Source organism: Petrotoga mexicana DSM 14811 (assembly GCF_002895565.1).
Lineage (GTDB): Bacteria > Thermotogota > Thermotogae > Petrotogales > Petrotogaceae > Petrotoga > Petrotoga mexicana.
The window spans coordinates 44,456-70,283 of the sequence record NZ_AZRN01000004.1 but is presented as its reverse complement, the minus strand read 5'-3'; the positions used below and the strand labels follow the sequence as shown (position 1 = coordinate 70,283).

Annotated in this window: 24 protein-coding genes, 2 tRNA genes and 1 riboswitch; of the genes, 19 read left to right on the top strand and 7 right to left on the bottom strand. The window is 35.1% G+C overall.

Annotated features, from left to right (window positions below):
* The first annotated feature begins 9 nt into the window (after positions 1 to 9).
* The 13 genes from X927_RS01245 (at position 10) to X927_RS01185 (ending at position 13,025) form a co-directional block, all read left to right on the top strand.
* Positions 10 to 498: a 4Fe-4S dicluster domain-containing protein gene (locus X927_RS01245; RefSeq protein ID WP_103076303.1), complete on the top strand. Its 489-nt coding sequence runs from the start codon at positions 10 to 12 to the stop codon at positions 496 to 498.
* Position 499: 1 nt separating this feature from the next.
* Complete coding sequence (locus X927_RS01240) at positions 500 to 2,314, top strand: aldehyde ferredoxin oxidoreductase family protein (protein ID WP_103076302.1); 1,815 nt, start codon at positions 500 to 502, stop codon at positions 2,312 to 2,314.
* Positions 2,311 to 3,543, top strand: a complete 1,233-nt coding sequence (locus X927_RS01235) for an NAD(P)/FAD-dependent oxidoreductase (RefSeq protein WP_103076301.1) — start codon at positions 2,311 to 2,313, stop codon at positions 3,541 to 3,543. Before X927_RS01240 ends, X927_RS01235 begins: the two co-directional genes overlap by 4 nt.
* 43 nt (positions 3,544 to 3,586) lie before the next feature.
* Positions 3,587 to 3,708, top strand: a riboswitch (molybdenum cofactor riboswitch).
* A gap of 161 nt (positions 3,709 to 3,869) precedes the next feature.
* Positions 3,870 to 4,835, top strand: coding sequence for a tungstate ABC transporter substrate-binding protein WtpA (wtpA, locus tag X927_RS01230; protein WP_103076300.1), 966 nt, complete (start codon positions 3,870 to 3,872; stop codon positions 4,833 to 4,835).
* Positions 4,828 to 5,637, top strand: a complete 810-nt coding sequence (locus X927_RS01225) for an ABC transporter permease (protein ID WP_103076299.1) — start codon at positions 4,828 to 4,830, stop codon at positions 5,635 to 5,637. Before wtpA ends, X927_RS01225 begins: the two co-directional genes overlap by 8 nt.
* Positions 5,630 to 6,673 (top strand): tungstate ABC transporter ATP-binding protein WtpC, encoded by a 1,044-nt coding sequence (gene wtpC, locus X927_RS01220; protein ID WP_103076298.1) that lies wholly within the window; start codon positions 5,630 to 5,632, stop codon positions 6,671 to 6,673. Before X927_RS01225 ends, wtpC begins: the two co-directional genes overlap by 8 nt.
* Positions 6,674 to 6,690: 17 nt before the next feature.
* The gene (locus X927_RS01215) at positions 6,691 to 7,302 is read left to right on the top strand and encodes a P-loop NTPase family protein (protein ID WP_103076297.1); all 612 of its coding nucleotides are present in this window, start codon (positions 6,691 to 6,693) and stop codon (positions 7,300 to 7,302) included.
* 15 nt (positions 7,303 to 7,317) lie between these two features.
* Entirely contained in the window at positions 7,318 to 8,553 is a 1,236-nt protein-coding gene (locus tag X927_RS01210) for a molybdopterin molybdotransferase MoeA (protein WP_103076296.1), read from the top strand.
* Positions 8,554 to 8,729: 176 nt separating this feature from the next.
* A complete protein-coding gene (locus X927_RS01205) occupies positions 8,730 to 10,628 on the top strand; it encodes a molybdopterin biosynthesis protein (RefSeq protein ID WP_103076295.1) in 1,899 nt (632 codons plus the stop codon).
* Positions 10,629 to 10,647: 19 nt separating this feature from the next.
* Positions 10,648 to 11,619, top strand: a complete 972-nt coding sequence (gene moaA / locus X927_RS01200; protein ID WP_103076294.1) for a GTP 3',8-cyclase MoaA — start codon at positions 10,648 to 10,650, stop codon at positions 11,617 to 11,619.
* A gap of 2 nt (positions 11,620 to 11,621) precedes the next feature.
* On the top strand, positions 11,622 to 12,104 hold the full coding sequence (gene moaC, locus X927_RS01195; RefSeq protein WP_103076293.1) for a cyclic pyranopterin monophosphate synthase MoaC: 483 nt from the start codon (positions 11,622 to 11,624) through the stop codon (positions 12,102 to 12,104).
* A complete protein-coding gene (locus tag X927_RS01190; protein ID WP_342750008.1) occupies positions 12,082 to 12,531 on the top strand; it encodes an MOSC domain-containing protein in 450 nt (149 codons plus the stop codon). Before moaC ends, X927_RS01190 begins: the two co-directional genes overlap by 23 nt.
* An 11-nt stretch (positions 12,532 to 12,542) precedes the next feature.
* Positions 12,543 to 13,025, top strand: a complete 483-nt coding sequence (locus X927_RS01185) for a MogA/MoaB family molybdenum cofactor biosynthesis protein (protein ID WP_103076292.1) — start codon at positions 12,543 to 12,545, stop codon at positions 13,023 to 13,025.
* A gap of 29 nt (positions 13,026 to 13,054) precedes the next feature.
* Here the strand turns inward: X927_RS01185 and X927_RS01180 are convergent, their stop codons facing one another.
* The 7 genes from X927_RS01180 to X927_RS01150 form a co-directional block, all read right to left on the bottom strand.
* Positions 13,055 to 15,034, bottom strand: coding sequence for a glycoside hydrolase family 13 protein (locus X927_RS01180; protein ID WP_103076291.1), 1,980 nt, complete (start codon positions 15,032 to 15,034; stop codon positions 13,055 to 13,057).
* Positions 15,035 to 15,036: 2 nt separating this feature from the next.
* Positions 15,037 to 16,866 carry a ribosomal protection-like ABC-F family protein gene (abc-f, locus tag X927_RS01175; RefSeq protein WP_245855440.1) on the bottom strand — a complete coding sequence of 610 codons (1,830 nt, stop codon included), beginning with the start codon at positions 16,864 to 16,866 and terminating at the stop codon, positions 15,037 to 15,039.
* A gap of 1 nt (position 16,867) precedes the next feature.
* On the bottom strand, positions 16,868 to 17,845 hold the full coding sequence (locus X927_RS01170; RefSeq protein ID WP_245855439.1) for an ABC transporter ATP-binding protein: 978 nt from the start codon (positions 17,843 to 17,845) through the stop codon (positions 16,868 to 16,870).
* On the bottom strand, positions 17,802 to 18,254 hold the full coding sequence (gene smpB, locus X927_RS01165) for an SsrA-binding protein SmpB (RefSeq protein ID WP_103076289.1): 453 nt from the start codon (positions 18,252 to 18,254) through the stop codon (positions 17,802 to 17,804). The genes X927_RS01170 and smpB overlap by 44 nt, the downstream gene beginning before the upstream one ends.
* Positions 18,255 to 18,321: 67 nt before the next feature.
* Complete coding sequence (gene disA / locus X927_RS01160; RefSeq protein WP_103076288.1) at positions 18,322 to 19,431, bottom strand: DNA integrity scanning diadenylate cyclase DisA; 1,110 nt, start codon at positions 19,429 to 19,431, stop codon at positions 18,322 to 18,324.
* Between the two features lie 4 nt (positions 19,432 to 19,435).
* A complete protein-coding gene (radA, locus tag X927_RS01155) occupies positions 19,436 to 20,782 on the bottom strand; it encodes a DNA repair protein RadA (protein ID WP_103076287.1) in 1,347 nt (448 codons plus the stop codon).
* The gene (locus X927_RS01150) at positions 20,779 to 23,271 is read right to left on the bottom strand and encodes an ATP-dependent Clp protease ATP-binding subunit (RefSeq protein WP_103076286.1); all 2,493 of its coding nucleotides are present in this window, start codon (positions 23,269 to 23,271) and stop codon (positions 20,779 to 20,781) included. Before X927_RS01150 ends, radA begins: the two co-directional genes overlap by 4 nt.
* A 291-nt stretch (positions 23,272 to 23,562) precedes the next feature.
* Between X927_RS01150 and X927_RS01145 the strand changes: the two genes are divergently transcribed.
* The 6 genes from X927_RS01145 (at position 23,563) to rplK (ending at position 25,812) form a co-directional block, all read left to right on the top strand.
* Positions 23,563 to 23,638, top strand: a tRNA-Thr gene (locus X927_RS01145).
* A 24-nt stretch (positions 23,639 to 23,662) separates the two neighbouring features.
* Positions 23,663 to 23,749: transfer RNA gene (locus X927_RS01140), tRNA-Tyr, on the top strand.
* 41 nt (positions 23,750 to 23,790) lie between these two features.
* Positions 23,791 to 23,955 carry a 50S ribosomal protein L33 gene (rpmG, locus tag X927_RS01135; protein WP_103076285.1) on the top strand — a complete coding sequence of 55 codons (165 nt, stop codon included), beginning with the start codon at positions 23,791 to 23,793 and terminating at the stop codon, positions 23,953 to 23,955.
* 37 nt (positions 23,956 to 23,992) lie between these two features.
* A complete protein-coding gene (gene secE / locus X927_RS01130) occupies positions 23,993 to 24,211 on the top strand; it encodes a preprotein translocase subunit SecE (protein ID WP_012208210.1) in 219 nt (72 codons plus the stop codon).
* Between the two features lie 56 nt (positions 24,212 to 24,267).
* Positions 24,268 to 25,332 carry a transcription termination/antitermination NusG family protein gene (locus X927_RS01125; RefSeq protein ID WP_103076284.1) on the top strand — a complete coding sequence of 355 codons (1,065 nt, stop codon included), beginning with the start codon at positions 24,268 to 24,270 and terminating at the stop codon, positions 25,330 to 25,332.
* A 54-nt stretch (positions 25,333 to 25,386) separates the two neighbouring features.
* The gene (rplK, locus tag X927_RS01120) at positions 25,387 to 25,812 is read left to right on the top strand and encodes a 50S ribosomal protein L11 (RefSeq protein WP_103076283.1); all 426 of its coding nucleotides are present in this window, start codon (positions 25,387 to 25,389) and stop codon (positions 25,810 to 25,812) included.
* Positions 25,813 to 25,828 lie beyond the last annotated feature (16 nt).

Genomic DNA, 25,828 nt, shown 5'->3' with positions numbered 1-25,828 from the left:
GGAGTGTACATGAAAGTATTGATGTTGGATCAGGCAAAGTGCACGGGATGTAGGGCATGTGAGTATGCTTGTTCTTTTGAGCATACGGGAAAGTTTAACCCCCTTGACTCTCGAATCAAAGTTAATGAATTTTGGGAAGATTTAACCTTCGTTCCAAGTGTTTGTCTGCAATGTGAGAGAGCGTATTGTGAAGAAGTATGTCCTACTTCTGCATTGACTAAGAACCCTGAAACAGGGGTGGTAGAACTTAACAAGGAAAAATGTATCGGATGTAAACAGTGTATCGTAGCATGTCCATGGGGATCCATAAAATTGGATCATACAGGCAAAGAGGTTATAAAATGCGATAACTGTGGTGGAGATCCAGCGTGTATTAAAGTGTGCTATCCAGGTGCTTTGTCTTACGAAGAAGTAGAAGATATCACAAATGTGAAAGTACAGGAAACCGCCACCCGCCTTAAAGAAATAGCAAAAGATTTAGTAAAGGGGGGAGCTTAATATGATAAAAGGTGGATTTAAAGGTAAATTATTGAGAGTAAACCTAACAACCAAAGAAGTAAAAAGTGAAGCATTGAATGAAGAATGGGCTCAGAAATACTTAGGAGGTAGAGGGTATGGGACTCGTTTGTTGTTGGAAGAAATAGATCCGAAAATAGATCCTCTCTCTGAAGAAAATAAGGTCATTTTTGCCACTGGTCCTTTAGATGGAACATTAGCCCCTTCTTCTGGAAGAACTATGGTAATCACCAAAGGCCCTTTGAATGGAGCTATTGCATGTTCTAATGCAGGTGGACATTTTGGTCCCGCTTTGAAACACACAGGATACGATATGATCGTTGTTGAAGGAAAATCAGCCGAACCCGTATATATATGGATTAACAAAGGTAAAGTAGAAATCAGATCCGCAAAGGAAATATGGGGGAAATTGGCTGACGAAAGTGACGAACTAATCAGAGAACAAACACATCCCTTGGCTGAAACCATGACGATTGGGCCAGCAGGAGAAAAACTTTCTCGTATCTCTAGCGTAATGTTCAATGGTCACAGGGCTTCTGGAAGAACCGGTGTTGGTGCGGCAGTTGGAAGCAAGAACCTAAAAGGTATAGCCGTTAGAGGTAATGAAGATACTCCAGTGGCTGATCCTGAAGCTTTTATGAAAGCAATTTATAAGGCTAGAGATATTTTGAGTAAAGACGCCTTTGCAGGTCAAGGAGCTGCTATGTTGGGTACCGCCATGTTGGTAAATGTTATTAATGGTGTTGGTGCGTTTCCAACTAATAATGCCCAAGATGCTTATTTCCCAGAGGCAAATAAAATCAGTGGAGAAACACTGAGGGAGAAAAACTTAATTAGAAATGAAGGATGTGCAGAGTGTCCTATAGCTTGTGGCAGAGTAACGGTGGTAAAAAGTGGACCATATAAAGGTACTATTGGGGGAGGTCCAGAATACGAATCAGTTTGGTCGTTTGGTGCAATGTGCGGTGTTTCAGATCTTGATGCGGTGATAAGCGCCAATCATCTTTGTGATAAATATGGAATCGATACTATCTCTATGGGTTCAACGGTCGCCTGTGCCATGGAATTGTACGAAAAAGGATATATGCCCAAGGAAGATGCCCCCTTTGAGCTTAGATTTGGTTCAGCAGAAGCTATGTTAAAAGCTGTGGAATTAGCGTGCAAACAAGAAGGAGATTTTGGTAAATTGTTAGCTCAAGGCTCCTATCGTTTAGCGGAACATTATGGTCATCCAGAACTTTCTATGTCGGCGAAGAAACAAGAGTTCCCTGCATACGATCCAAGGGGTATCAAAGGTATGGGTTTAGAATATGCTACTAGTAATCGTGGTGCTTGCCACGTCAGAGGATATGGAACAGCCGTAGAGGTATTGGGAGACGCTGATCAGTACGCTTATGAAGGCAAAGCAGCTTTAATCAAAACTTTACAAGATCTGACATCAGCACTTGATTCTTCAGGAATATGTTTGTTCACGACTTTTGGTCTCAGTGCTAATGAGTTAGCCGAGATGGTGTCAACTGCAACAGGTTTTTCAATAGATGCTCAAGAGTTCATGAAAATTGGAGAAAGAATTTGGAATATTGAAAAGCTTTTCAATCTAAAAGCAGGCTTTACGAGAAAGGATGATACATTACCACCGAGAATATTAAATGAGCCAATCAAAACTGGTCCTTCGAAAGGTCATGTAGAAGATCTTGGAAAGATGTTAGACGAATACTATCAGTTAAGAGGATGGGATAAAGACAGTGTTCCCACAGACGAAAAACTTAAAGAATTGGAGGTCCAGATTTTAAAATGAGACACGTTATCGTTGGAGCTAGTGCAGCCGGCTTAAATGCTGCTCGAACATTAGAATCTCTGGATCCTCAAGGGGAAATTACTATATTATCCGCTGAAGAAGTATTCCCCTACAGTAAAATGTCTCTACCTTATTTATTGTCAAATAAAGTGAAAAAAAGAGATTATCTGTTTCTTCCCCATCCATCTAAGGCTAAACTTCTACTGGGGCAAAGGGTTGTCAACATTGATGTTGAAAGAAAAAAGGTAGAAACTGCTCAAAACAAAACATTTTCCTACGATAAATTGTTGATAGCAACTGGAGCGGAACCATATGTTCCGGATATGGAGTTAGAAGGATCTCCGTTAGTGCTAACGGTGCGAAATCTTTCAGATATGGATAAATTGAAAGATAAATTGAACAAAAGCGATGTTAAAAGAGTAATACTTTCTGGTGCGGGATTGGTTAATTCTGAGATTGCTGATGCCTTAGCAGAACTTAATATACCGGGTACTTTTGTTATAAGATCGTCAAGGATGTTGTCTCAGATCGTTGATGAAGAAGGCTCAGAAATTATTGCTGAAAGAGCTATAGAAAGTGGAATGGAGTTAATAACGGGTGAAAGCATAACTAAGGTTCAAGAAGAAGGAGATCACGTAAATGTATTTCTTTCATCAGGCAAAGTAATTCAAGGTAGTTGTGTTGTTGTAGGAAAAGGAGTTAAGCCGAGTATAGATTTTCTCGAAAAAACGCCTATTAAATGTGATACTGGCATCTTGGTAAACGAATATATGGAAACCTCTGTTAAGGATGTTTATGCAGCAGGGGATGTGACGGAATCCATAGATTTAATCTCTGATGAATATGAAATACATGCCTTATGGCCTGTTGCGATGGAACAAGCAAGGATAGCTGCCACCAATATGGCGGGTTATTCTTGGAAATATCCCAAAGAAGTATCTAGAAACATAGTCAATTTATTTGGAGAAGTTGTTTTCACGGGAGGCATAAGTAAAGAGGATGCTTACGACGTTTATAAGGAAAAAGAAGGCAGAAGCTACCATAAAATTCTGGTGAGAGATGGCAAACTTGTTGGTTTTATCTTTGTTGGAGGCGTTCTAAATCCAGGGGTTTATTTAGCAGCGATGAAAAATCAATGGGATATAAGTCATCTATTGAATGAAGCAATAAAAGGTGCGTTAAGTTATTCGATGTTCAAGGCTCCTACGAGAGAAGTTGTGAATATATAACTTTAATATTTAAGTTCTTTTGAAAACAATTTTTTTCATATACATTTTATAATGTCTTCGATCTATGTTACCTAAGGAATTTATTCTATGGTGACTTAGACGATAGGGTATAGAAGGAAACTTCTATGCCTCCCGCATTAGGAAAGGAGACACATTATGAACCGGTGTCTTCACACGCCGGTTTTTTTATTTTGTAATGTCATTATTTTTTTAAGCTGTTCTCCTTTCCTCAATCTTCTAGGTTGATTGCACAGTAGAGATTGGATAAATTAGTTTTAGAGTTTATAAACTCAGATAAAAAAATTTAGATAAGAGGAGAGGAAATAATGAAAAGCTTTTATAAGTACACATTTATGTTATTTGTTTTTTTAATTGGGACGATGATGATGGGTGAAGAGATTAGCGGGGAGATTATAGTTTTCCATGCAGGGTCTTTAAGCGTTCCCTTTGCACAAATTGAAAAAGCGTTTGAAAGCCAGTATCCAGGAACAGATGTTATTAGGGAAGCAGCGGGAAGTAGAGAAGCTGTTAGAAAGGTTACCGATCTTGGAAAGGAAGCGGATGTTATAGGTTCTGCGGATTATACCGTTATCGAAAATCTGATGATCCCTGAGTACACAGAATGGTACATAAATTTTGCCAACAACGAGATGGTAATAATGTACACAGAAAATTCTCGTTACAAAGATGAGATTAATTCTGACAATTGGTATGAGATTCTTTTGCGCCCAGATGTTGAGTACGGTCATTCGGATCCAAATGCTGATCCTTGTGGATACAGAAGTCAGATTGTTTGGAAATTAGCAGAAAAATATTATGGAGTGGATAATCTATATCAAAAACTTGCTGATAACTGTCCACCAAAAAACGTTAGACCAAAAGAAACAGATTTAATTGCATTATTAGAGGCAGGAGAACTGGATTATATTTTCATTTATAAATCTGTAGCATTGCAACATCAAATGCCCTACGTGGAATTACCAGAACAAATTAATTTAAAAAGTACAAAATATGCCGATTTTTATGCAACAGCTTCTTTTGATGTAACGGGTAAAGAGCCAGGTGAGATGATAACGCAAGTAGGGCAACCTATGGTATATGCTTTAACCATTCCTAAGAACGCTCCAAATCCACAGGGAGCAATTGCTTTCATTAAATTCGTCATTGGCCAACAAGGACAAGCCATCATGGAAGAAAATGGGCAACCGCCAATTAATCCCCCAGAAGGTGTAAACATTGAAAAAGCTCCTTACGAGATTCAAGACTTCTTAAAAGGTGGAGCGAATGATTAAAAAAGCATGGTTCGAATTAATACTTAGTTTTTTGGGGATACTATTGTTGTTTTTCATAGCTACCCCAGTAGCCAAGCTTATCTTTGGAGTTGAACCGCAAGTTCTTATCGACACTGTAAAAGAAGAAGAAGTTTACACTTCCATATTGCTTACTTTCAGTGCATCGTTGGTTGCAACTTTAATTTCCATATTGTTAGGGGTACCTTTGGCTTACCTACTTGCTCGTAAAGATTTTTTTGGTAAATCTTTTGTTGAAAGTTTAATAGATATCCCCGTTATAATACCACATACAGCAGCTGGTATAGCGCTTTTGATGGTTTTTGGTCGTAATTTTTTTCTAGGAAGGTTCTTCTCGATATTTGGAATAGAGTTCGTTGGCGAATTTGCAGGAATAGTTGTTGCAATGATGTTTGTTAGTATGCCTTTTTTGGTGAATGAAGTTAAAGAAGGGTTCAAATCTATCGATGTTAAATTGGAAAAGGTTGCTAGAAGTTTGGGTTCATCCTCTGCTCGAACTTTCTTCAAAGTATCGCTACCTTTGAATTTTAACCATTTAATTTCTGGTTCACTTATGATGTGGGCAAGAGGATTATCTGAATTTGGAGCGGTTGTTATTTTAGCTTATCATCCAATGACGGCGTCGGTACTTATTTACGAGAGATTTACTTCCTTTGGATTGAAGTATTCGAGCCCCGTTGCAGCCATTATGGTGATAACAAGTCTCATTGTGTTTATCTTTTTAACACTCATAAACAGAAAGAATTCAGTGGAAGGTCGAGAGAGGGAAAACGAACTTGATTAAAATCGCGAATATATCGAAGAGATTTAAAAAGTTTTCTTTAGAAGATATCAGTTTGAATATCGAAGATAACGAGTATTTTGTAATTTTGGGGCCAACAGGTGTAGGTAAAACAGTGATTCTTGAGATTATAGCAGGTTTAATAAAACCCGACTTTGGGGATGTGTTTATTGGTGAGAAAAGAATTACAAATTTACCTCCTGAAGAGAGAAATATTGGAATGGTTTATCAGGATTACATGCTCTTTCCACATCTAAATGTGGAAGAGAATATTGTTTTTGGATTAAAATCGAGGAGAGTTAAAAAAGATGAGATTAGATATCTATTAAACAACATAGTAGAGCTTTTTCGCATAGAACATTTACTCACAAGAAAAACGAAGAATCTAAGTGGAGGAGAGAAACAAAGAGTAGCTCTTGCACGGGCTTTAATTACTTCTCCACAAATTTTGTTGTTAGATGAACCTTTAAGTGCATTAGATCCTCAAACAAAAGAAAAATTTATAGAAGATTTGAAGAACTTACATAAACAGCTCAAGACTACTACAATTCATGTAACACATGATTTTAATGAAGCATTTTCTTTAGCGGATAAAATCGCTATAATGAAAGATGGGAAGATCGTTCAAGATGGTGATTCAAAAGATGTGTTCAACAAACCGAATTCTGATTTTGTTGCTCAATTTACAGGGGTTAGAAATATTTTTCGAGGAGAAATAATTAATGATGATTCTGATACCTATGTTTCAGTAAATGGATTGAAAATAAGGGTGGCTACTGAAAAGAAAGGGAACGTTAATATCTCTATCAGACCTGAAGATATATTGTTATCTATAAAACCTCTTGATTCAAGCGCTAGGAATGTTTTCCCTGGAGTAATAAAACGGATTTGTGAACAATTATCTATAGTTCATGTTACTGTGGATATCGGTATTCCTTTGGTGGTGTATATAACAAGGCAGTCGTTGAAAGAGTTAAATTTAGTAGAAAATAAAAAGGTTTTTGTTACATTCAAAGCCTCTGCGGTGCATGTTTACTAAGATGGGAGGAACTTTTTTTGGTTACGATCGTTGTTGGTGGAAAATCGAGTAATGTAGGTAAATCTACTTTAATTTCACAAATGATAAAGAATTTAAACTGTCACGTTGGAGTGATAAAAACGTCTCTCCATAAAAATAATAAGGAAATAGAAGTTACGGATGATCCTTCAATTATCAACGAGAAAGGTAAAGATACTTCGCTTTTTAAAGGATCTGGAGCGCAAAATGTAATCTTACTAAAAACAAATTATGAAGGATTGTTGGAAGGTTATAGAAGGGCACGCAAGCTCTTAGATGAGGATATAGAATATTTGATCATTGAAGGAAACAGTATCCTAGATTTTGTTAGACCAACTTTAGTTTTTTACATTGATTCTGATGATACACAAGAAAAAGAATCGGCAACTAAAGCCAAAAGTAAAGCCGATATTATAATCAATAGAGAAAACCTTGAAGAGTTAATCAAAGACGGAAACAGTATGAAATTCAAGATTAATTTTGAACAAGTGAGTTGTTTTAATGCACACGCTATCTGTAAAGCATTGAATATCAAATTACCTAAATTTGGGAAATTGTTGGATGATCAAAACATCAAAGTTCGGTACTGTCAGCTTGGTTTATTCAAATAGAGACGGAGGCTAAGTATGTCTGAATTCTTGGATTTAAATACCCCAGAAATGTTTTGGGAAATTGTCGATAAAAGCCTAAATAAGGGCTCGTTACCATCAGAAACGATAAACTTTAAAGAGTCAAATGGGAGAATTTTAGCGGAGGATTTATTTTCTCCCATCGATCTTCCACCTTTTAGCCGATCAACTGTTGATGGTTTCGCTGTGAAAGCGGAGGATACTTTTGGTGCCTCGGAAAGTATGCCTATCTATTTGAACGTTAAAGGTGAAGTGTTTATGGGGCAAGAAACAAAGGTAAGGGTTGAAGTTGGTGAGGCTGTAAAAATTCCAACGGGTGGAATGTTGCCAGAAGGATCAAATGCGGTCGTTATGGTAGAATATGTTGATTACGTTGGTGAAAAAATGATTGAAATCAATCGTTCTGTCGGAGTCGGTGAAAATGTAGTTTATAAGGGTGAAGATATTCCTAAGGGGAAGGTACTTTTAAATAAATACCATAAGATCAGGCCACAGGATGTAGGTGCTCTAGCAGGCTTAGGAATAACTGATGTTGAAGTTTATAAAAAACCAAAAGTAGCTGTAATTGCCACAGGAGACGAATTAGTCTCCCCTGAAAGTGTTCCTGGAGTCAGTGAAATCAGGGATATAAATAGCTACACAATAGGAACAACATTAGAAGAAGTAGGTGCAGAAATTAGATACGTTGGGATAATTCCAGATAAATTTGATTTTTTGAGAGAGAATATAAAAAACAATTTAGATTGCGATTTGATTCTGATCTCTGGAGGTAGTTCTGTAGGAGTCAAAGACATGACGGTAGAAGTTTTGAATTCTTTAGGGGAACCTGGTGTATTGTCTCAAGGAATTACGATCAAGCCCGGTAAACCTACAATTTTTGCAGTAGTTGAAGGCAAGCCTATTTTAGGCTTACCCGGCCACCCTTCATCATCCTTTATCATTACCCAGGTGATTGTTAAACCATTGGTAGAGAAGATAATGGGTATAAAAGAAAAAAGCATAAAATGTAATATTAAAGCAAAGTTAAGTAGAAATTTGGATTCCGACAAGGGAAGAGAAGAGTACATCCCAGTTCGATTGATTGAAACTGCTGAAAAGAATCACATCGCTGAGCCGATAGTCGGTGAATCAGCAATGATATCAAAATTTGTTTATGCAGATGGTTATATAAAAATAGATGCTAACAAAGAAGGACTCAATAAAGAAGAAACGGTAGATGTCTATTTATACTAATTCTATTTATCTTTATGGTTAGGCTGAGGGTAAATGGGCTAAAACTCCTTTATCCTTATAGGTGGGCAATAGGACAAAGAGGCTGCCAGTCTTTTCCTTATGGGTGGGAAGCGGGGCGAAGGGGCGCTATATAAGAGCTTTTCAAGGTAGTAAATTGAATTCAAGAAGGTGGATAAATGAGTAAAATATATTTAGAAAAAGTCTCTTTAGAAAAAGCTATGGATGAATATTTTAAGATTTTCAAAGATTATTCTATTGAAACAGAGAATATTAAAGCCGAAAATTCTAGTGGTAGAGTCACAGGAGAAGCTATATATGCAAAAAGGTTTGGGCCACATTATTATGCTTCCGCAATGGATGGTATAGCGGTTAAAGCTTCAAATACATATGGAGCCAGTAAAACGAATCCATTAATGTTGAAAAAAGGGTTAGATGCGGTTATAGTTGATACTGGGGATCCGATACCAGAAGGATTTAATGCGGTTATTAAGATAGAAGAAATAAATGATGAAGGCGATTTTTACATTATAGAAAAAAGCGCTACACCATGGCAAAATATTAGAGCTATTGGAGAAAGTGTGATGAAAGGGCAATTAATGTTCCCGGTAAATCATATGATACGGCCTTATGATGTGGGAGCTTTATTAGAAGCAGGTGTGAAAGAAATTAATGTCAAAAAAAAGCCTTTGATAGGGATCATTCCAACGGGTGATGAAATTATCCCACCCAATCAGGAACCAGAAAAAGGCCAACTTGTTGATTTCAATTCGACTATAATGAAGATTTATGGCGAACAATGGGGAGCAAAAGTTTCAATTACAGAGATCCTCCCTGACAAATATGAAGATCTCAAGAAAAAAGTGTTGGATGAGGTAGAGAAAAATGATATTTTGGTCATTATAGCTGGTTCTTCTGCCGGTAGGGAAGATTACACTGAGAAAATTTTAAATGAGGTGGGAAGAGTAATTGTGCATGGCATTAATATAATGCCAGGTAAACCTGTTATTCTAGGTATTATAAAAGGCAAGCCGGTAATTGGTATACCTGGTTATCCCCTCTCTGCGTTGCTGAATTATTATATTTTTGTACGGACACTTGTGTATCAGATGCAAAGTTTGGGCGTTCCAGAAATGCCATATATAAATGCGGTTGTTCGTAGAAAAGTTCCTTCACAAGTTGGGTTGGAAGAATTTTTAAGGGTTAATTTAGCTTTTATTGACGGAGAATACGTAGCGGTTCCCAGAAAAAGGGGATCGGCTGCCATGGAGTCACTGGTGAATGCAGATGGTATTATGCCTGTCCCAGAAAAATCTGAAGGAATAGGTATCAACGAAAAGGTGAAAATATATATTTTGAAACCCATCTCCTCCATTTCAAAAAACGTGTTGTTCATTGGAAGCCATGATTATTCATTAGACATATTGGTTAATGAAATAAAATCTCAAAAACTTGGATTTAACTTTAACATTCAATCTGTGGGGAGTATGGGCGGGTTGATGTCGCTTAAAAGAGGTGAGTGTCATTTGGCAGGGGCCCACCTTTTGGATCCACAAAGTGGAACGTACAATAAAACTTACGTTAAAGAGATTTTAGGTGATAAAAAAGTAACTATGGTGAATTTAATTTGGAGACAACAGGGTTTAATTGTACCAAAAGGTAACCCTTTGGGATTGAAAAAGATAGAGGATTTAAGCCGTCCAGATATTAACTTCATCAATAGACAGAAAGGCTCAGGTACGCGTGTATTATTAGATTATTGGTTAAACAAAAAGGAGATACCTTCAAAATCAATTAGGGGATACGAGAGAGAAGAATTCACCCACACTGCTGTTGCAGCAGCCGTTGCAAATAAATCTGCAGATGTAGGATTAGGGATAAAAGCAGCTGCCGATGCTATGGATTTGGATTTTATACCTCTTTTAGAAGAAAGATATGATTTTATAATTCCAATTGACTTTCTACAAGATACAAGGATGAAAAAAATTATAGAGGTGATTAATTCTGAAAAGTTTAAAAGCCAAGTAATTGCATTAGGTGGTTATAGAACAGATAATACAGGAGAAGTAATGTCTTAAAAAGGAGAGTTTAATTATAATGATTGATAAATACGGAAGAAGTATCGATTATCTTAGAATATCGATAACAGATAGATGTAATCTACGTTGTATTTATTGTATGCCACCCCAAGGTGTAACTTTCAAGCCCCATAGCAGTATTCTAAGATACGAAGAAATAATCAAAATTGTTGAAGTAGGTACTGAACTTGGTATAAAAAAAGTTCGTATCACAGGTGGTGAACCTCTTGTTCGGCAAGGCGTAGTAGATTTAATCAAGGAGTTAAGGAAAATTTCTGCACTTGAAGATATTACTATGACAACCAATGGTGTTCTTCTACCAAAATATGCTTTTGCTTTAAAAAGGGCAGGTTTGTCTAGGGTTAACATAAGTCTTGATTCTTTAAATCCCGATACCTATAAAACAATTACTCGAAGGGGCGAGTTTTCACAAGCAATTGAAGGGATTAAAGCAGCACTTGAAGTTGGCTTAAATCCAGTAAAGATTAATACCGTTGTGATGAAGGGTTTAAACGATAGTGAATTGGAAAGTTTTGTTGAACTCACAAAGGATAAAGATCTACACGTGAGATTTATTGAATATATGCCTATGGGTGAAACAAGCCTTCTTTCTGGTAATTATTATGTATCTCTAAACGAATTCAAGGAAAAAATTATCAATAAGATGGGTATGGTCCCTGTAAATATAAAAAATAATGGCCCTTCAAAGGATTTCAAAGTCCCTGGGGCAAAGGGAACTGTAGGGTTTATCACCGCTATTAGTCATAACTTTTGTTCAACATGTAATCGGATGAGATTAACCGCTGATGGATTTTTGAGGCCTTGTCTTGCCAGCGATGTTGAAGTAAATATGCGCGATGAAGATGGGAAGATTTCTACAGAAGGTGTGAGAGAAAAGTTTGAAAAAGCTCTTCTTCTTAAACCTATTAGTCACAACTTTTACAAAAATAATTTCTTCCCAAAGAAAAATATGTCTCAAATTGGAGGATAGGTATGAAAGAATTTACCCATATAGACGAAAAAGGTAGAGCAAAGATGGTTGACGTTACAGATAAAGGTGAAACCAAAAGAGAAGCTATAGCCTATGGACAGATAAAGCTAAAAGAATCAACCCTTGAAAGGATAAAGAATGGTCAGATAGAAAAAGGAGCTGTTTTAGAAACTGCAAGAGTGGCTGGAATTATGGGTGTTAAGAAAACAGCTGAGTTAATCCCAATGTGTCACCCTTTGTTGATAACCGGCATAGATATAAAATTTGAATTTGAAAATGCCACAACTTTAGGTATCTACGCAACGGTGAGGACAACAGGCAAAACGGGGGTTGAAATGGAAGCATTTACTGGTGTTTCAATAGCGGCTTTAACTGTGTACGATATGTGTAAGGCTGTAGATAAAGATATGGTGATTAAAAATATAAAATTACTCAAAAAGACTGGAGGTAAAAGTGGAACTTATGTTAGAGAAAACGATGAGTAGAGAAGGTAAAGTAGTCAAAGTTTGTAAATGTGAAAAAAGAGGAATGCTCAAAAAAGTACAAGATAAAATAAACATTATAACTAATTATGGCGTTGAGGGTGACTATCATGCAGGAAAAAGTCATAGGCAAGTCAGTCTGTTGGGCATAGAAAGCCTTGAAAAGATAGTGAAAGAAAAGAATTTAAATTTAAAAGATGGATATTGCAACTTCGCACAGAATATAACCATAGAAGGGATAGAGTTATATAAATACCCTGTGGGAACCAAATTTAGAGTAGGTGAAAGTGTATTACTCGAAATTACCGAAATAGGGAAAGCAGGAGAATTCAATCCTGATAATATAATGCTGACAGAGGGGATCTTCGCCAAAGTTTTAGAAGGAGGCATCGTGATTCCGGGTGATAAATTAACGATTGTATCAGAGTAGGAGGGGAAGTAATGATTAAAGTAGCAATAATAACAATAAGTGATAAAGGATCAAAGGGTTTAAGACAAGACAAAAGTGGTGAATTACTAATAAAGATGGTTGAAGAGGAAGGTTGGATTAAAACTCTTTACCTAATAATTCCAGATGAAAAAGAAGAAATAGAACAAAAATTAAAAGAAGTAGCCGACAATAATATTGCAGACTTAATACTCACAACAGGAGGAACGGGTTTTGCTCCAAGAGATGTTACACCCGAGGCTACGAAAAACATTATCGAAAAAGAGGTTCCAGGAATTCCGGAAAAAATCAGATATGCCACAGGGGAGAATACCCCAATGGCATATCTTTCTAGAGGAGTTTGTGGCATTAGAAAATTTACTCTAATCATCAATTTTCCAGGTAGTACTAAGGCGGTTAAAGAATGTTTTGAAGCTGTTAAGGATCTTATCCCACACGGAATTAATATTTTAAAGGGTGAGATAACAGAACATTAGAAAAAAGCCATATATGTAACTAAAGCGAATCAATTAATTTTAAATACAAGGGCAGTTTTCTCTGGGATTTTCAGAGATTTTTTGCCATCATTATAAGAATTATCTTCTAAAGTGAAATCTTTTGTTGAGAATAAAAGAGTTATATTGCCTTCTTTTTTATCGAGTAGCCATAATGGCAGTTCAACATCGATCTCTTTTTCTTCTCTATTTATAATGGTGACTATATTTTCACTTTCATTCCATGAAGCGTAAGATACGTATCCACTATTCCAATCAAGAAAATCAAAAGATCCCTTTCTCAATGCAGGATGCTCTTTGTACATTTTAATTAATTCTTTTGTGAAATTAAACAACATTTTATTTTCTTCACTTTCTTTTCCCCAAGGGTAAGGTCTCCTATTATCTGGGTCTGTCCAACCTTCCAAACCTATTTCATCACCGTAGAATAATCCTGGTGATCCTGGAAGAGTAAACATTGTGACTAATCCTATTTTGAAAACATCTAAATCCTTTCCAAGGGAAGCTTCTTCATGAGTTTGCGGTCCCAATCTTCCGACTTTTTGTGTAGTTCTTGTCATCCATCTAGAATGATCATGGTTGCTTAGTTGGTTTAATGCAATAAATTTACTATTCATAGGTAATTGAGATAAAGACCATCTCACTGAGTTAACGAAATACTCAGCATTTTTAAAGAGCTCAGGTTTGTGATTCTCGTTGTGTTTTTCCATGCCTGTAAGAAAATAACTAACGGGATCCATACAGGTTATATAATTCATTATAGAATCCCAACATTTTCTTTCTAACCAAGCAAGAGGTGATTTATAAATTTCTGCAAATATTATAGATTCAGGATTTGACTTTTTTACAACTTTGTAGAAGAATCTCCAAAAGGCTGTATTCATCTCAAAAGATTTACCTAAATCATCTGCAACATCGAGTCTCCATCCATCTGCATTGAAAGGTTCGCTAACCCATTTTTTCCCAATATCCGCTATGTATTTCCATAAACTAATATTTCCATAATTCAATTTTGGTAGGGTGTGAAAGCCCCACCATCCCTCATAGTTATTTTGAGCACTGTCCCAATAAAAATAACTTTTGTAAGGGGAATCCTCCCTATGTAGACTACCTTCACCATATAAATCCATTTCGTCTATCCATTTATGAAAAGAACCACAATGGTTGAAAACACCATCTAAAATAATTTTTATATCTTTTTCATGGGCTTTTTGAATCAAAAGCTTTAGAATTTCATCGCTTTTTTCAAGGTTCTTTATAGATGTAGTTCTGACTTTGTACTTTTCGTTCAGATCTTCCGAATCTTCCTCTATAACCCCAAAATGAGGGTCTACATGTTCGTAATCTTGAGTATCATATTTGTGCGGACTTGGAGAAACAAAGATAGGGTTTAGGTAAATCGTTTCCACTCCTAAATCTTTTAAGTAATCAATCTTTTCTAAAACTCCTTGTAAATCTCCGCCATAAAACTCCCTATGACCATTTTTAGGATCTGGCAGTGAGTTCCAATCTTTTTTTAAAACTTCTTGACCATCGTATTGATACTCATGGGATACTGGATCATTTGTTTCATCTCCGTTTTTGAATCGATCAACAAATATTTGATAATATATAGAACCATGGGACCATTTTGGAGTTTTAAAATCTGCGACGAGTACAAAGTCATGAATAGCACGATTTTCTACAATACCCATAGCGTCATAGAACACTTTTTTGCCCTTTTCTATTAAATCTATTTCGAAATGGTACCTAACAATTCTATCTGGCATTTTGAAAGTACTTTCAAAAAAATAAAAGTAAGTAGTTTCTTTTGAGAGTTGCATTGGTTTATGTTGATAATTTTTTAAATTTTTTTGAGGAGTAAAGATAACACTTCCAATACTTTTACCTAAGTATTTTGGAATTCTTAGTTTAATCGTTACCTTGTCATCTATGCTTGGCTCCTCGGGATAAAAATAGGAGTTAGTTTGATCTGAATATATGCCTTTCATAATTATCCTCCGTAATTATTGTTTGAGATTTTAGTATGTTGATTTAATTCTTCTACATATTTACTTTCCAGTTTTTGTAGTTTTGTAAGTTCCTTTTCTAATTTGTTTTTTTCTTCAATTAATTCTAACACCTTATTATAATCGTCTCCATACTCAAAAAGTTTAGCTTCAACTGAATCTAACTTTTCAAATAACAGTTCCGATTCCGCCCTGATTCTTGAAATTTCATTGTTTAAAGTTTTTATTCTGTTTTTTCTTTTTTTATTTTGTTCGTATTCTTTGTTTACTTTTTTTTCTTTTTTTATTTTAAAAGAGTTATTTTTTATTTCTTCTAAAAGAGATTGAATATTTTCAGATATTTTGGATTCCCCGTTGTCTATTAAAAGAAATTTGTTGGCGATGTTTTCAATAAAAGATTGGTCATGTGAGACAAAGATGATGGCTCCTGTGTACTCTTTGAGTGCTTGTTCCAAACTTTCAATTGTTAGGATATCCAAATGGTTGGTAGGTTCATCCAATATCAAAACGTTTGGTTTCTCAAGTAAAATTTTAGCTAATGCCAATCTGGTGAGTTCTCCCCCAGAGAGTTCGCTTACTTTTTTGAACACTTCACTAGAATAGAATCCAAATCTTCCAAGATACTTTCTTACTTCGAAATCTTTCCAATCCTTTACCAATTCCCACGTTTCATTCAACACGTCAGATTCTTGAGAGAGATTAGATATAACTTGATCTAAATATCCGATTTTGATATTGTATCCCCATTCAATGTTCCCTTCATGATTTTCTAATTCACCTATCAATAATTTTAATAAAGTGCTCTTTCCGCAACCATTTTTTCCTAATATAGCTAATTTTTCTTCTTCGTAGAGTTCAAAAGAGATGTTTTCTAGTAATTCTTGTTCTTCGTTGTATGAAAAAGATAGGTCTTTAACCTCTACTACCTTGTAACCAGTTTTTGTGGGTTGGGGGATCTTTACGTCTATACCTTTTTCTTCTTCGATGTTTTGAATCTCTTGGAGTTCATTTTTCAACTCTTCCAATTTTCTTTCACGGATTACTGCCTGCCTGACCATTTTTTCTGTTCCCCAACTTCGGTAACGCTTTATCATTTTTTCGAGTCTTTCTATTTCTTTTTCTACGTTCTGTTTTCTTGAATTTACTGAATTTATATAAATTTCACGTGATTGGATGTATTCTTTGTAGGTTCCTTTGAATTCCCAAATCTTTGAATTGTTTATTTCCCAATATTTGTTACACAACTGTTTTAAAAATGTCCTGTCGTGGGATACGATAACCATTGCACCTTTGTAATTTTTGAGATAGTTGATTAACCAATCAATAGAGTAGAGATCCAGATGGTTAGTAGGTTCGTCAAGAAGTAATAAATCGCTTTTTTCAGAAAGAGTTTTTCCGAGGGATAATCTAGTCAATTCACCACCACTTAAACCAGAAACATTTCTATCCCATTGGCCTTCTTCGAAACCAAGTCCCACTACCAAACTCCTAACGTTCTTATCGACTATGTGTTCAGGTGTAATTTTTGAGACACTTTCCTTTAAAAAGTCATACAAAGTAGGATCTGTTTTATTTAAATCTAATCTATATTGCTTTAAAAGAGATATATTTAAATCATTTTTCTTGAGCACTCGTCCTTCAATAGGCTCAATATTTCCTGAAATAATATTCAATAAAGTAGTTTTTCCGGCTCCGTTTTTACCTATTAAAGCGATCCTATCGTTTTGATTTATAACCAAGTCGACATCATAAAAGAGGTAAAATTCACCGAAATTATGTGAGACATTTTCGAGTCTTAATAGCAAACTTATCACCTTAAGTATTTGTTTTCAATGGTTGATTTGGGGTTGATATTATATAAGAATATATGTCTTCCAGAGTTGGACGTAATTTTCTAATCGAGACGCTGAAATTATTCATTGTAAATGAATTATCTTTCGAATCGATTATTACTTTTTCTTTGGATACGGGTTTTATTGCCAAAACATCCGAGAGATCTTTTAAATAGGTTAATATTTTTTCATGGTCTTTTTCATCGAAAGTGAGCTCGTAAATATTAATTATAGAATCAAATCTTTTGTAAATATTTTCTATATTGTCTTTAATAACAATTTTTCCATCTATGATTATCCCTACACTTGTAGCTAATTGTTCAACTTCCCATAGATAATGGGAAGTTATCACTATTGTTGTTCCATTTTTGATGTTTTCGTTTAATATATAACGCCTTATAAACCTTGAGGATTCTACATCTATGGCATTCGTTGGTTCATCTAACAAAAGTATTTTTGGGGATTTTAATAATGCCCTAGCTATATTCAACTTCTGTTTGTTTCCAGAAGAAAGGTTTTTAGTTAATTTGTTTTTATATTTTTCCAATCCAAAACTATGCAAAAACTCGTTAATTTTTTTATCACTGTCTTCGATATTTGAAGCTAAAGAAAATAATTTTAGGTTTTCATAAGGGGTTAAATCATTTTCCAATACAGAATAATCAGAGACTAAAGAAATCACCTTTCTAAGGTTTTGTTTGTTTTTGGAAAGATCTTTTCCAAGTATTTCCACCTTTCCTTGTGAAGGATTTAAAAGCGTGGAAATAGTCTTCATAATGGTAGATTTGCCTGCACCATTGGGACCTATAAGTCCAAAAATCTCTCCTTCATTAATTTCTAGATCAACATTATCAACCGCAACCGTTTTCCCAAATCTTTTTGTTAAACCCTTAATTGATATTGCTGGTGAAATTTTTTCAGATATTTTCATATTTTTGTTGTTTTCTAATTCTCCTTTCATACTCTTTTTCTGCAATCTTTTCGCGCTTATCGTATTTTTTTAATCCTTTAGCCAAAGCGATTTTAACCTTTATCAGTCCTTTATTGTTAACATAGAATTCGAGCGGAATTATCGTCAAACCTTCCTGTTTAACTTTAGATTGCAAGCGCCTTATTTCTTTTTTATGAAGCAAAAGTTTCCTAGGTCTTTCTGGATCATGATTGAATATAGATGCCCCTGAATAGGGACTAATGTGAATATTGTATAAAATCAATTCTCCGTTTTCTATTTTACAGAAACTATCTTTGAAATTAATTTTTCTTGCCTTGCAGGATTTCACCTCGGTACCTAACAAAGAAATCCCTGCCTCGAAGGTTTCTAATATTTCATAATCGTGAGTAGCTTTTTTGTTTCTTGCCAGAATTGTTATATTTCTTCACCTCTAAAACTTATAATATTCTTTACAAAATTAATTTGAAAAACGATCATCAGCATAATTATTTCTTTTCTTTACTCATTATTTGCATAGTTTCCTCTTCTAATTCTTCTTTTTCCCTTTTCTTTTTATTTAATGCCCCCAAGATTATTTCCGCTCTCCTTTTACCTATTCCACTTACATTTGTTAATTCTTCAAAGGTGGCATTCATTAATTCTTGAAGGTTTGTAAAGCTTTCCACAACTTTTTTTACCGCAGTAGTTGGTAATCTAGTAGAATAAAGGATTCTATAACCTCTAGATGTTAAAGTTGTTTCCTCTAAATCATCTTCAGAGGAAACATCAATATACCCGAGAGTTTTCGCTATTTTGAATGGATCAACCAACTCGTTAAAGTCTAATTCTTTGAATATGCTTGTGGCATCTTCGGGCTTTTGATACTTTAAATTTTCTGAGCTGTAATCCATTATAACAGCGCCCACATACTTAGGGATTGTTCTTAATATTTCTTCGTATTCTAATTTTGCGCTTCCAGCGATTTCTCCCAATTCTAATAAGTATTTTTCGGCTCTTTGTATAATTTTTATCGTAAGTAAACCTTTGGAAAGTATCTCAACAACGTCAGCGAGACTTACATTTCCCCTTGCCTCTTCAATGTTTAGATAGTCTAATAGGTTCATAAAGCTTTGTCTGTATCTTTGGGCAATCGTAATTTCTTGATTTAATCTAGCAAATAAAACGTTTTCAGGCAGAAGTTCATATTTCATTTTATTATAATAAACTGAAACAATGTTCCTTCTTTTAGAAACCGCGACGGTTAAATCTCCCGTTTGAATAGACACTTTTTCAGCAGTTTTGTGTCTCATGCCAGTTTCTGAACTAGGAATGCTCTTATCAGGATTAAGTTGTGTATTTGCTGCAAGAATTTGAGTTCCATCGCTATTCAAGACAATAGCCCCATCCATTTTTGAGAGTTCATAAATTTTTTCGGGTAAAAAATCAGAATCAAGTCTAAAGCCCAACTGTATTAGTCCTTCTTTAAGATGCTTTTCAGGTTGTGAACAAAAAAACAACAATGCTCCCAAGTTTGCTTCCATTATCCTGTCTATACCTTTTCTAATAGGCTTTCCTGGAGCTAGCAAATCAAAAATTCTTTCTAATTTTTCGTTCAAAATTTCATCCCCCTTTTTTGAATAATTTTATCAAATCTTTTACACTTTCTGCAACTACAATAGAGTTTTTTCTAGGGGAAAAATTTTTTGGAATAACTATATTATTAAAACCAATTTTTTGTGAAAGCTCCAATCTTTTCTCTAAAAGAGGAATACCTCTTATTCTCCCATCTAAACCTATTTCTCCAAAGGCTATCGTCGAAGAAGAAAGCGGGGTATCGAATATCGAGGAGATTAAAGATAAAGCTATGGCAACATCCATTGAACTGTCATTGATCCTTAGTCCTCCTGCACTACTAACAAATATATCTTTACTTTCCAATGGGAGCTTCAACTTCTTGGAAAGTACTGCAATTATCATTAAAAGTCTATCTAAAGGTATACCCGAAGTAACCCTTCTAGGTGATCCGTATACAGGGTTACTGACTAAAGCTTGTATCTCTATTGGAAGTAATTTTTGACCAACTTTTACTATAGTTAAAGTGTTTCCTGACTCATTCGAATAATCAGACAAGAAAAAAGAATTTATATTATCTATTGGTTTTAAACCTTTTTGGGTTATTTCAAATAAAATAACTTCATCTGTGGGGCCGTACCGATTTTTAGTCACTTTTAAAAGCCTTAGTCCAGATCCACCTTCCAATTCCATTTGAAGAACACAATCTACCATGTGTTCTAACACTTTTGGACCAGCAATAGCTCCTTCTTTGTTTACATGACCTACCAGAACTATAGGAATATTCATTTTTTTAGCGTATTCCACCATTTTTCTCGTGCTTTCTCTAACTTGGAGAATACTACCAGGTGAAGAATCAATACTGTCTATTTTTAAGGTTTGAACAGAATCTATGAAAATAACGGAAGGTATCATATTAGACTTTTCCATAGCATTAAGTATAACATCCACATTATTTTCGAATATTAATCCTATATTTTTATTTTTTATTTCCAACCGATTGAATCTTTGAACGACTTGTTCTGTCGATTCTTCACCTGAAACGTAGAAGATGAATCCTTCAGGTGTCTGAATAGACTTTGCGATTTGTGCCAATAAGGTGCTTTTTCCAATACCCGGGTCTCCACTCAACAAATAGACAGCACCTTCCACCAATCCACCGTTTAACACATTGTCAATTTCTTGAAAATTAGTAGGGATCTTTTTTGCTGGGGGAAGCTCTTGATCAAGAAAAACTATATCTGGAACTTTAAGGTGTCCAGTATCAATAGAAACATCCGCGGTATTATATTCTACCGCGGATTCTAATTCATTACACATAGGACATTTTGCAAACCATTTATCGGATTCATAACCGCAATTACTGCATACGTAGTGTTTTTGAGATTTTCTCAACTATTGACCACTTTCTTCTCCATTTGTTTCTTGTTTTTCGGACTTTTTCTAAAAGAAAGACTTTCTTTAGATTTTTTGTGAGTTACTAATATTTTATCTCCTTCTTCATATTTTCCTTTTAATAATTCTTCGGACAAAGGATCTTCAATATATCTTTGTATAGCCCTTTTCAAAGGTCTTGCTCCAAAAACAGAATCATAACCTTTTTCCAATAAGAAATTGATAGCACTTTCTTTGACCGATAATGTAAGATTTCTTTCTTCTAATCTACTTTTTAGGTCGCTTAGTTGAATGGATATAATATCTTTAAGTTGATTTTTAGTAAGCGGGTGAAATACAATAACATCGTCTAATCTGTTTATGAACTCTGGTTTGAATGCTTTCTTCACTGCGGACATTACTTCTTGTTTTATGTCTTTGTATTCACTTTCCATCGTGCCTTCTTCTACAAAACCCAAACTTCTCTTAGTTTTGTTGATCTGTTCAGAACCAAGGTTAGAGGTCATAATAATTATTGTGTTTCTAAAGTCAACCGTTCTTCCTTGAGAATCTGTTAATCTTCCTTCATCCATTATTTGTAACAAAATATTGTATACATCTGTATGTGCTTTTTCTATTTCGTCCAGCAAAATTACGGAATAAGGTCTTCTTCTTACAATTTCCGTCAATTGACCGCCTTCATCGTAGCCAACATATCCTGGAGGAGCACCCACAAGCCTTGAGACGCTGAATTTTTCCATGTATTCACTCATATCAATTCTTACTAAATGTGTTTCGTTTCCAAAGAGATAGGCTGCTAAAGTCTTAGCTAGCTCAGTTTTTCCAACACCGGTTGGCCCTAAAAACATGAATACGCCTGTAGGTCTTTGTGGATCTTTTAATCCACTTCGTGCCCTCCTTATAGCCTTTGCAACTGATTTTATAGCTTCATCCTGTCCAACCACTCGTTCGTGTAATACCGCTTCCAAATTTAATAACTTTTCCATCTCTTCGAGACGGAGTTGTCTCAATGGGACACCTGTCCAATTGGATATTATTTCAGCTATATCTTCTTCATTTATTTGAATTATTCTATTTTCAGCTTCAGCTCTCCATTTTGAATATTCCTCTTCGTACTTTTCTTTCATCTTTGTTAGTTTTTCTTCAAGGTTTTCTTTAGAATTGGGATCGTTTCTTTTACTTTCAAAATCTACAATCTTTTCAGATTGAATTTTTAATTTATTTGGAAGCGTTAGAGCGCTTAAACGTGCTTTAGCGCCAGCTTCATCTATAACATCTATTGCTTTGTCTGGCAGGTGTCTATCTGTAATATACCTTGCCGAAAGCTGTACAGCTGACTGAATTGCAGAATGTTGATATTTAACTTTATGATGTTCCTCGTATTTGGATTTTATGCCTGACAAGATATTTATAGTCTCTTCAATAGTAGGTTCAGTTACATATATCTTTTGGAAACGTCTTTCAAGAGCGGGATCCTTTTCAATAAATTTTCTGTATTCACTTGCCGTGGTGGAACCAATTACAGTAATTTCTCCGCTTGCTAAGGCTGGTTTTAATACGTTTGCAGCATCCATGGAAGACCCCTCAGCAGCTCCAGCTTCTACAATCATATGTAATTCGTCGATAAAAAGAATAATATCTTCAGTTTTTTGCAATATTTGCATCAATTTTTTCATTCTTTTTTCGAACTCGCCTCGATATTTTGTTCCAGCTACTATTGAGGTAATATCCAAAGAAAAAATAGTTTTATTTTTTAATATCTCTGGCACTTGGCCTTCAACGATTCTTTGTGCCAAGCCTTCAACTATCGCACTTTTACCTACACCTGCCTCACCTATCAAAACAGGATTATTCTTTTTTCTTCTCGCCAATATTTCCATTATACGGTTTATTTCTATTTCTCTTCCTATTATAGGATCCAATTTACGATTCTCAGCTTGTGCGGTTAAATCAGTTCCATATTCTTCAAGTTGCTTAAGTGCATTTTGCTTTTGACGTTTTCTTTCTTCTGACTCTTCGGTTTTAGCAATCTCCATTCGTCCGGTTGATCTACCCTTAATCATCATTTCCGTTAGTTCTTTTCTCATCAAAGTTAGATTTATTCCGGAACGCTTCAATATATGAGAAGCTATTCCTTCTGCTTCTCTACAGATGCCTAAAAGAAGATGTTCGGCGTCTATCTTACCAAACCCCATGAGTTCAGATTCATCATATGCCAACTCTAATATTCTTTTAGCTCTTGGGGTAGGTTGTGGAGATCCTATTATTCCCTGGGTTGAATTCGTACCAACAACATTGGTTATTTCCATCTTTATAGAATTATAGTACAAATTAAATTCCTCAAATACGGTATCTAAATGACCTCCTCCAACTTTCAAGAGTCCCAATAAAATGTGTTCTGTTCCAACATAGGGGTGTCCCATCTGTTTTGCTTCATTTTGAGCTTCAATAAAAACTTTTGCAGCTCTTTCTGTAAAATTATCAAACATGTCTACTCTCCTCCTTTACCGTACACCTAAGCAACAAAAACTACCGATAAGTTCGCGTCGCTGTATATAGAAATGTTATTATTTACTGTCCTTTGTATTCTCGTTTCACTATTATTTTACCATGAATATTGTTAAAAACAAAATATGTAAAGATAAATTCTTTGTTATTGGATTTTTTGACAACGATAGGTTATCAAGTTAAAGTACAATTTAATATATTTTTAACTTAAAATCCATTGACAACGTTTTTGTGGTTTGATATAATCAACTTCAGTTGGTAAATAATGAGTTGCCGATGTAGCTCAACTGGCAGAGCGGCTGACTTGTAATCAGCAGGTTGGGGGTTCAAGTCCCTTCATCGGCTCCACTATTTCTTGGATAACCTTATTATGGTGAGGTGCCCGAGTGGCCAAAGGGGGCGGACTGTAAATCCGCTGGCAGATTGCCTTCGAAGGTTCGAATCCTTCCCTCACCACCATTTATATTATTTATTAATTTATCCCGAAAGAGGTGATAACATTGGCTGCTAAATCTCAAATTATAAAGTTTTCTTTGAAATGCACAGAATGTAATAATAGAAACTACTATAAAAAGAAAAATAGGAATTACAAAGAAAAAATCGAATTAAAAAAGTACTGTCCCCATTGTAGAAAACATACTCTTCATGTGGAATCAAAAATTTAATTGTGTATTTTTCATAACTATATGGGAGTGTTTATAAATGTCTAAATTTTGGATTTTTTTGACTTCCGTTTGGCAAGAAGCGAAGAAAATTAATTGGCCTACAAGAAAAGAGTTGCTTAATTCTACTTTGGTTGTGTTAATTGTTATAGCAATCTTTGCTGTTTATCTTTTTGCGGTTGATTTTGGGCTTTTACAGCTATTTTCATGGTTGGTTTATCCGGTTTTCTTGAGAGGAAGCGGGGTACCTACTCAATAATTATTTGATTTGAGACACATAAATTGTTGACAGAGACGTGGTGAGAATAATATAAGATGCGAAAAGAATGGTATGTACTACAAGTTTATTCAGGGATGGAAAATAAAGTTAAAGAAACTCTCGAAGAGAGAATAAAAAATTTAGGGTATGAAAAGTATTTTGGTAAAATAATAATACCCGAAGTTGATGAATTAAATTATAGTAATAAAAGAGTGCAGAAAATCTATATCGAAAAAGAAGCTCAAATATTCGTTAAAAAAGGTAATGATGTAAAGAAGGGAGACATTTTAGCAAGAGAACCAGAAATATTCGCAAAAACAGCTGGAAAGATAGTAGATATAAAAAATTTTCGAAAAATCCTTGTTGAGACAGAAGGGAAAAAATATTCAAAGACTTTTTTGATACCAGAGAGTGCTGGTTTATTAGCGGGATTAAAGGCTGGGAAAAAAGTACGAGCAGATACACCATTTAGTAAGAATCTTGAATATAAGAGTGATGTTGATGGTGAGATTGTCTCTGTTGAAAAAGTTAAAAGAGTAGTCATTGAAAATGAATCGAAAGAAAAGGATATCTATTTATTACCTCGTGAAACCTTTATCCATGAGAGATTTAAGGTTGGAAGTAACGTTCGAATAGGTGATAAACTATGTGAGCCTAAAGAGTATAAGGCGAAGTTTTCTGGAAGAATAGATATTAGAGAGACTCCTTTTCACAAAGAGATAAAAATTATAAAAACAAAAAAGAAGAATTTATTTCCAGGTTATGTTTTTGTTGAAATGATGTATACTAAAGAAACTGAAGAATTAGTTAGCAATTTACCGTACGTATCTACTATTTTAAACATAGGTGGAAAACCTGTAAAATTGAATAAAAATGAGATTAGAGTTGTTCTTAGATTAATGGGTGAGGAAGCTTATCAAAAAAGGCAAGTTAAAGAGATCAGAACCGATTTCGAACTAGGAGAACATGTAAAGATCATAAATGGTCCTTTTGAATATTTTACAGGTAAAATTAAAGATTATGATCTGGAAAAACAAGAAGTACAAGTTGTAGTTACCATGTTTGGACGTGAAACTACAGTAACATTATCTTTAGGAGAAATTGAAAAGATTATTGATTAATAAATAAAATGTGGGAGGGATTTTCCCAATTTACCACAAGGAGGTTACAAGTGTATGGCAAAAAAACTTTTGAGGGTTGTAAAATTGCAATTGGAAGCTGGAAAAGCGACACCTGCTCCACCTGTAGGGCCAGCACTGGGACAATATGGAGTAAATTTGATGGAATTTTGTAAGAAGTTCAATGCAGCAACTGCAGATCAAGCAGGGACATTGTTGCCAGTAGAAATATCTGTTTTTGAAGATAGGTCCTTCACGTTTATAGTAAAAACTCCTCCCGCTTCTTTTTTGATAAAAAAGGCTGTTGGCCTTAAATCTGGCGCTAAGGAACCAGGCAAGGAAGTTGTCGGCAAGATAAAGAGGAAACAACTTCGTGAGATTGCTGAAACCAAGATGCAAGATCTTAACGCTATGGATTTGGATGCAGCAACGAAGATTATTGCTGGTACAGCAAGAAGCATGGGAATAGAAATTGAAGATTAAGAAGGGAGGAGAAGTT

Bases quoted from the DNA above. Each gene is read 5' to 3' on its own strand.
- X927_RS01245 (WP_103076303.1), top strand. From the start codon at position 10: ATGAAAGTATTGATGTTGGATCAGGCAAAGTGCACGGGATGTAGGGCA.
- X927_RS01240 (WP_103076302.1), top strand. From the start codon at position 500: ATGATAAAAGGTGGATTTAAAGGTAAATTATTGAGAGTAAACCTAACA.
- X927_RS01235 (WP_103076301.1), top strand. From the start codon at position 2,311: ATGAGACACGTTATCGTTGGAGCTAGTGCAGCCGGCTTAAATGCTGCT.
- wtpA (WP_103076300.1), top strand. From the start codon at position 3,870: ATGAAAAGCTTTTATAAGTACACATTTATGTTATTTGTTTTTTTAATT.
- X927_RS01225 (WP_103076299.1), top strand. From the start codon at position 4,828: ATGATTAAAAAAGCATGGTTCGAATTAATACTTAGTTTTTTGGGGATA.
- X927_RS01210 (WP_103076296.1), top strand. From the start codon at position 7,318: ATGTCTGAATTCTTGGATTTAAATACCCCAGAAATGTTTTGGGAAATT.
- X927_RS01205 (WP_103076295.1), top strand. From the start codon at position 8,730: ATGAGTAAAATATATTTAGAAAAAGTCTCTTTAGAAAAAGCTATGGAT.
- moaA (WP_103076294.1), top strand. From the start codon at position 10,648: ATGATTGATAAATACGGAAGAAGTATCGATTATCTTAGAATATCGATA.
- moaC (WP_103076293.1), top strand. From the start codon at position 11,622: ATGAAAGAATTTACCCATATAGACGAAAAAGGTAGAGCAAAGATGGTT.
- X927_RS01190 (WP_342750008.1), top strand. From the start codon at position 12,082: ATGTTAGAGAAAACGATGAGTAGAGAAGGTAAAGTAGTCAAAGTTTGT.
- X927_RS01185 (WP_103076292.1), top strand. From the start codon at position 12,543: ATGATTAAAGTAGCAATAATAACAATAAGTGATAAAGGATCAAAGGGT.
- X927_RS01180 (WP_103076291.1), bottom strand. From the start codon at position 15,034: ATGAAAGGCATATATTCAGATCAAACTAACTCCTATTTTTATCCCGAG.
- X927_RS01170 (WP_245855439.1), bottom strand. From the start codon at position 17,845: ATGAAAGGAGAATTAGAAAACAACAAAAATATGAAAATATCTGAAAAA.
- X927_RS01150 (WP_103076286.1), bottom strand. From the start codon at position 23,271: ATGTTTGATAATTTTACAGAAAGAGCTGCAAAAGTTTTTATTGAAGCT.
- secE (WP_012208210.1), top strand. From the start codon at position 23,993: ATGTCTAAATTTTGGATTTTTTTGACTTCCGTTTGGCAAGAAGCGAAG.
- X927_RS01125 (WP_103076284.1), top strand. From the start codon at position 24,268: ATGCGAAAAGAATGGTATGTACTACAAGTTTATTCAGGGATGGAAAAT.
- rplK (WP_103076283.1), top strand. From the start codon at position 25,387: ATGGCAAAAAAACTTTTGAGGGTTGTAAAATTGCAATTGGAAGCTGGA.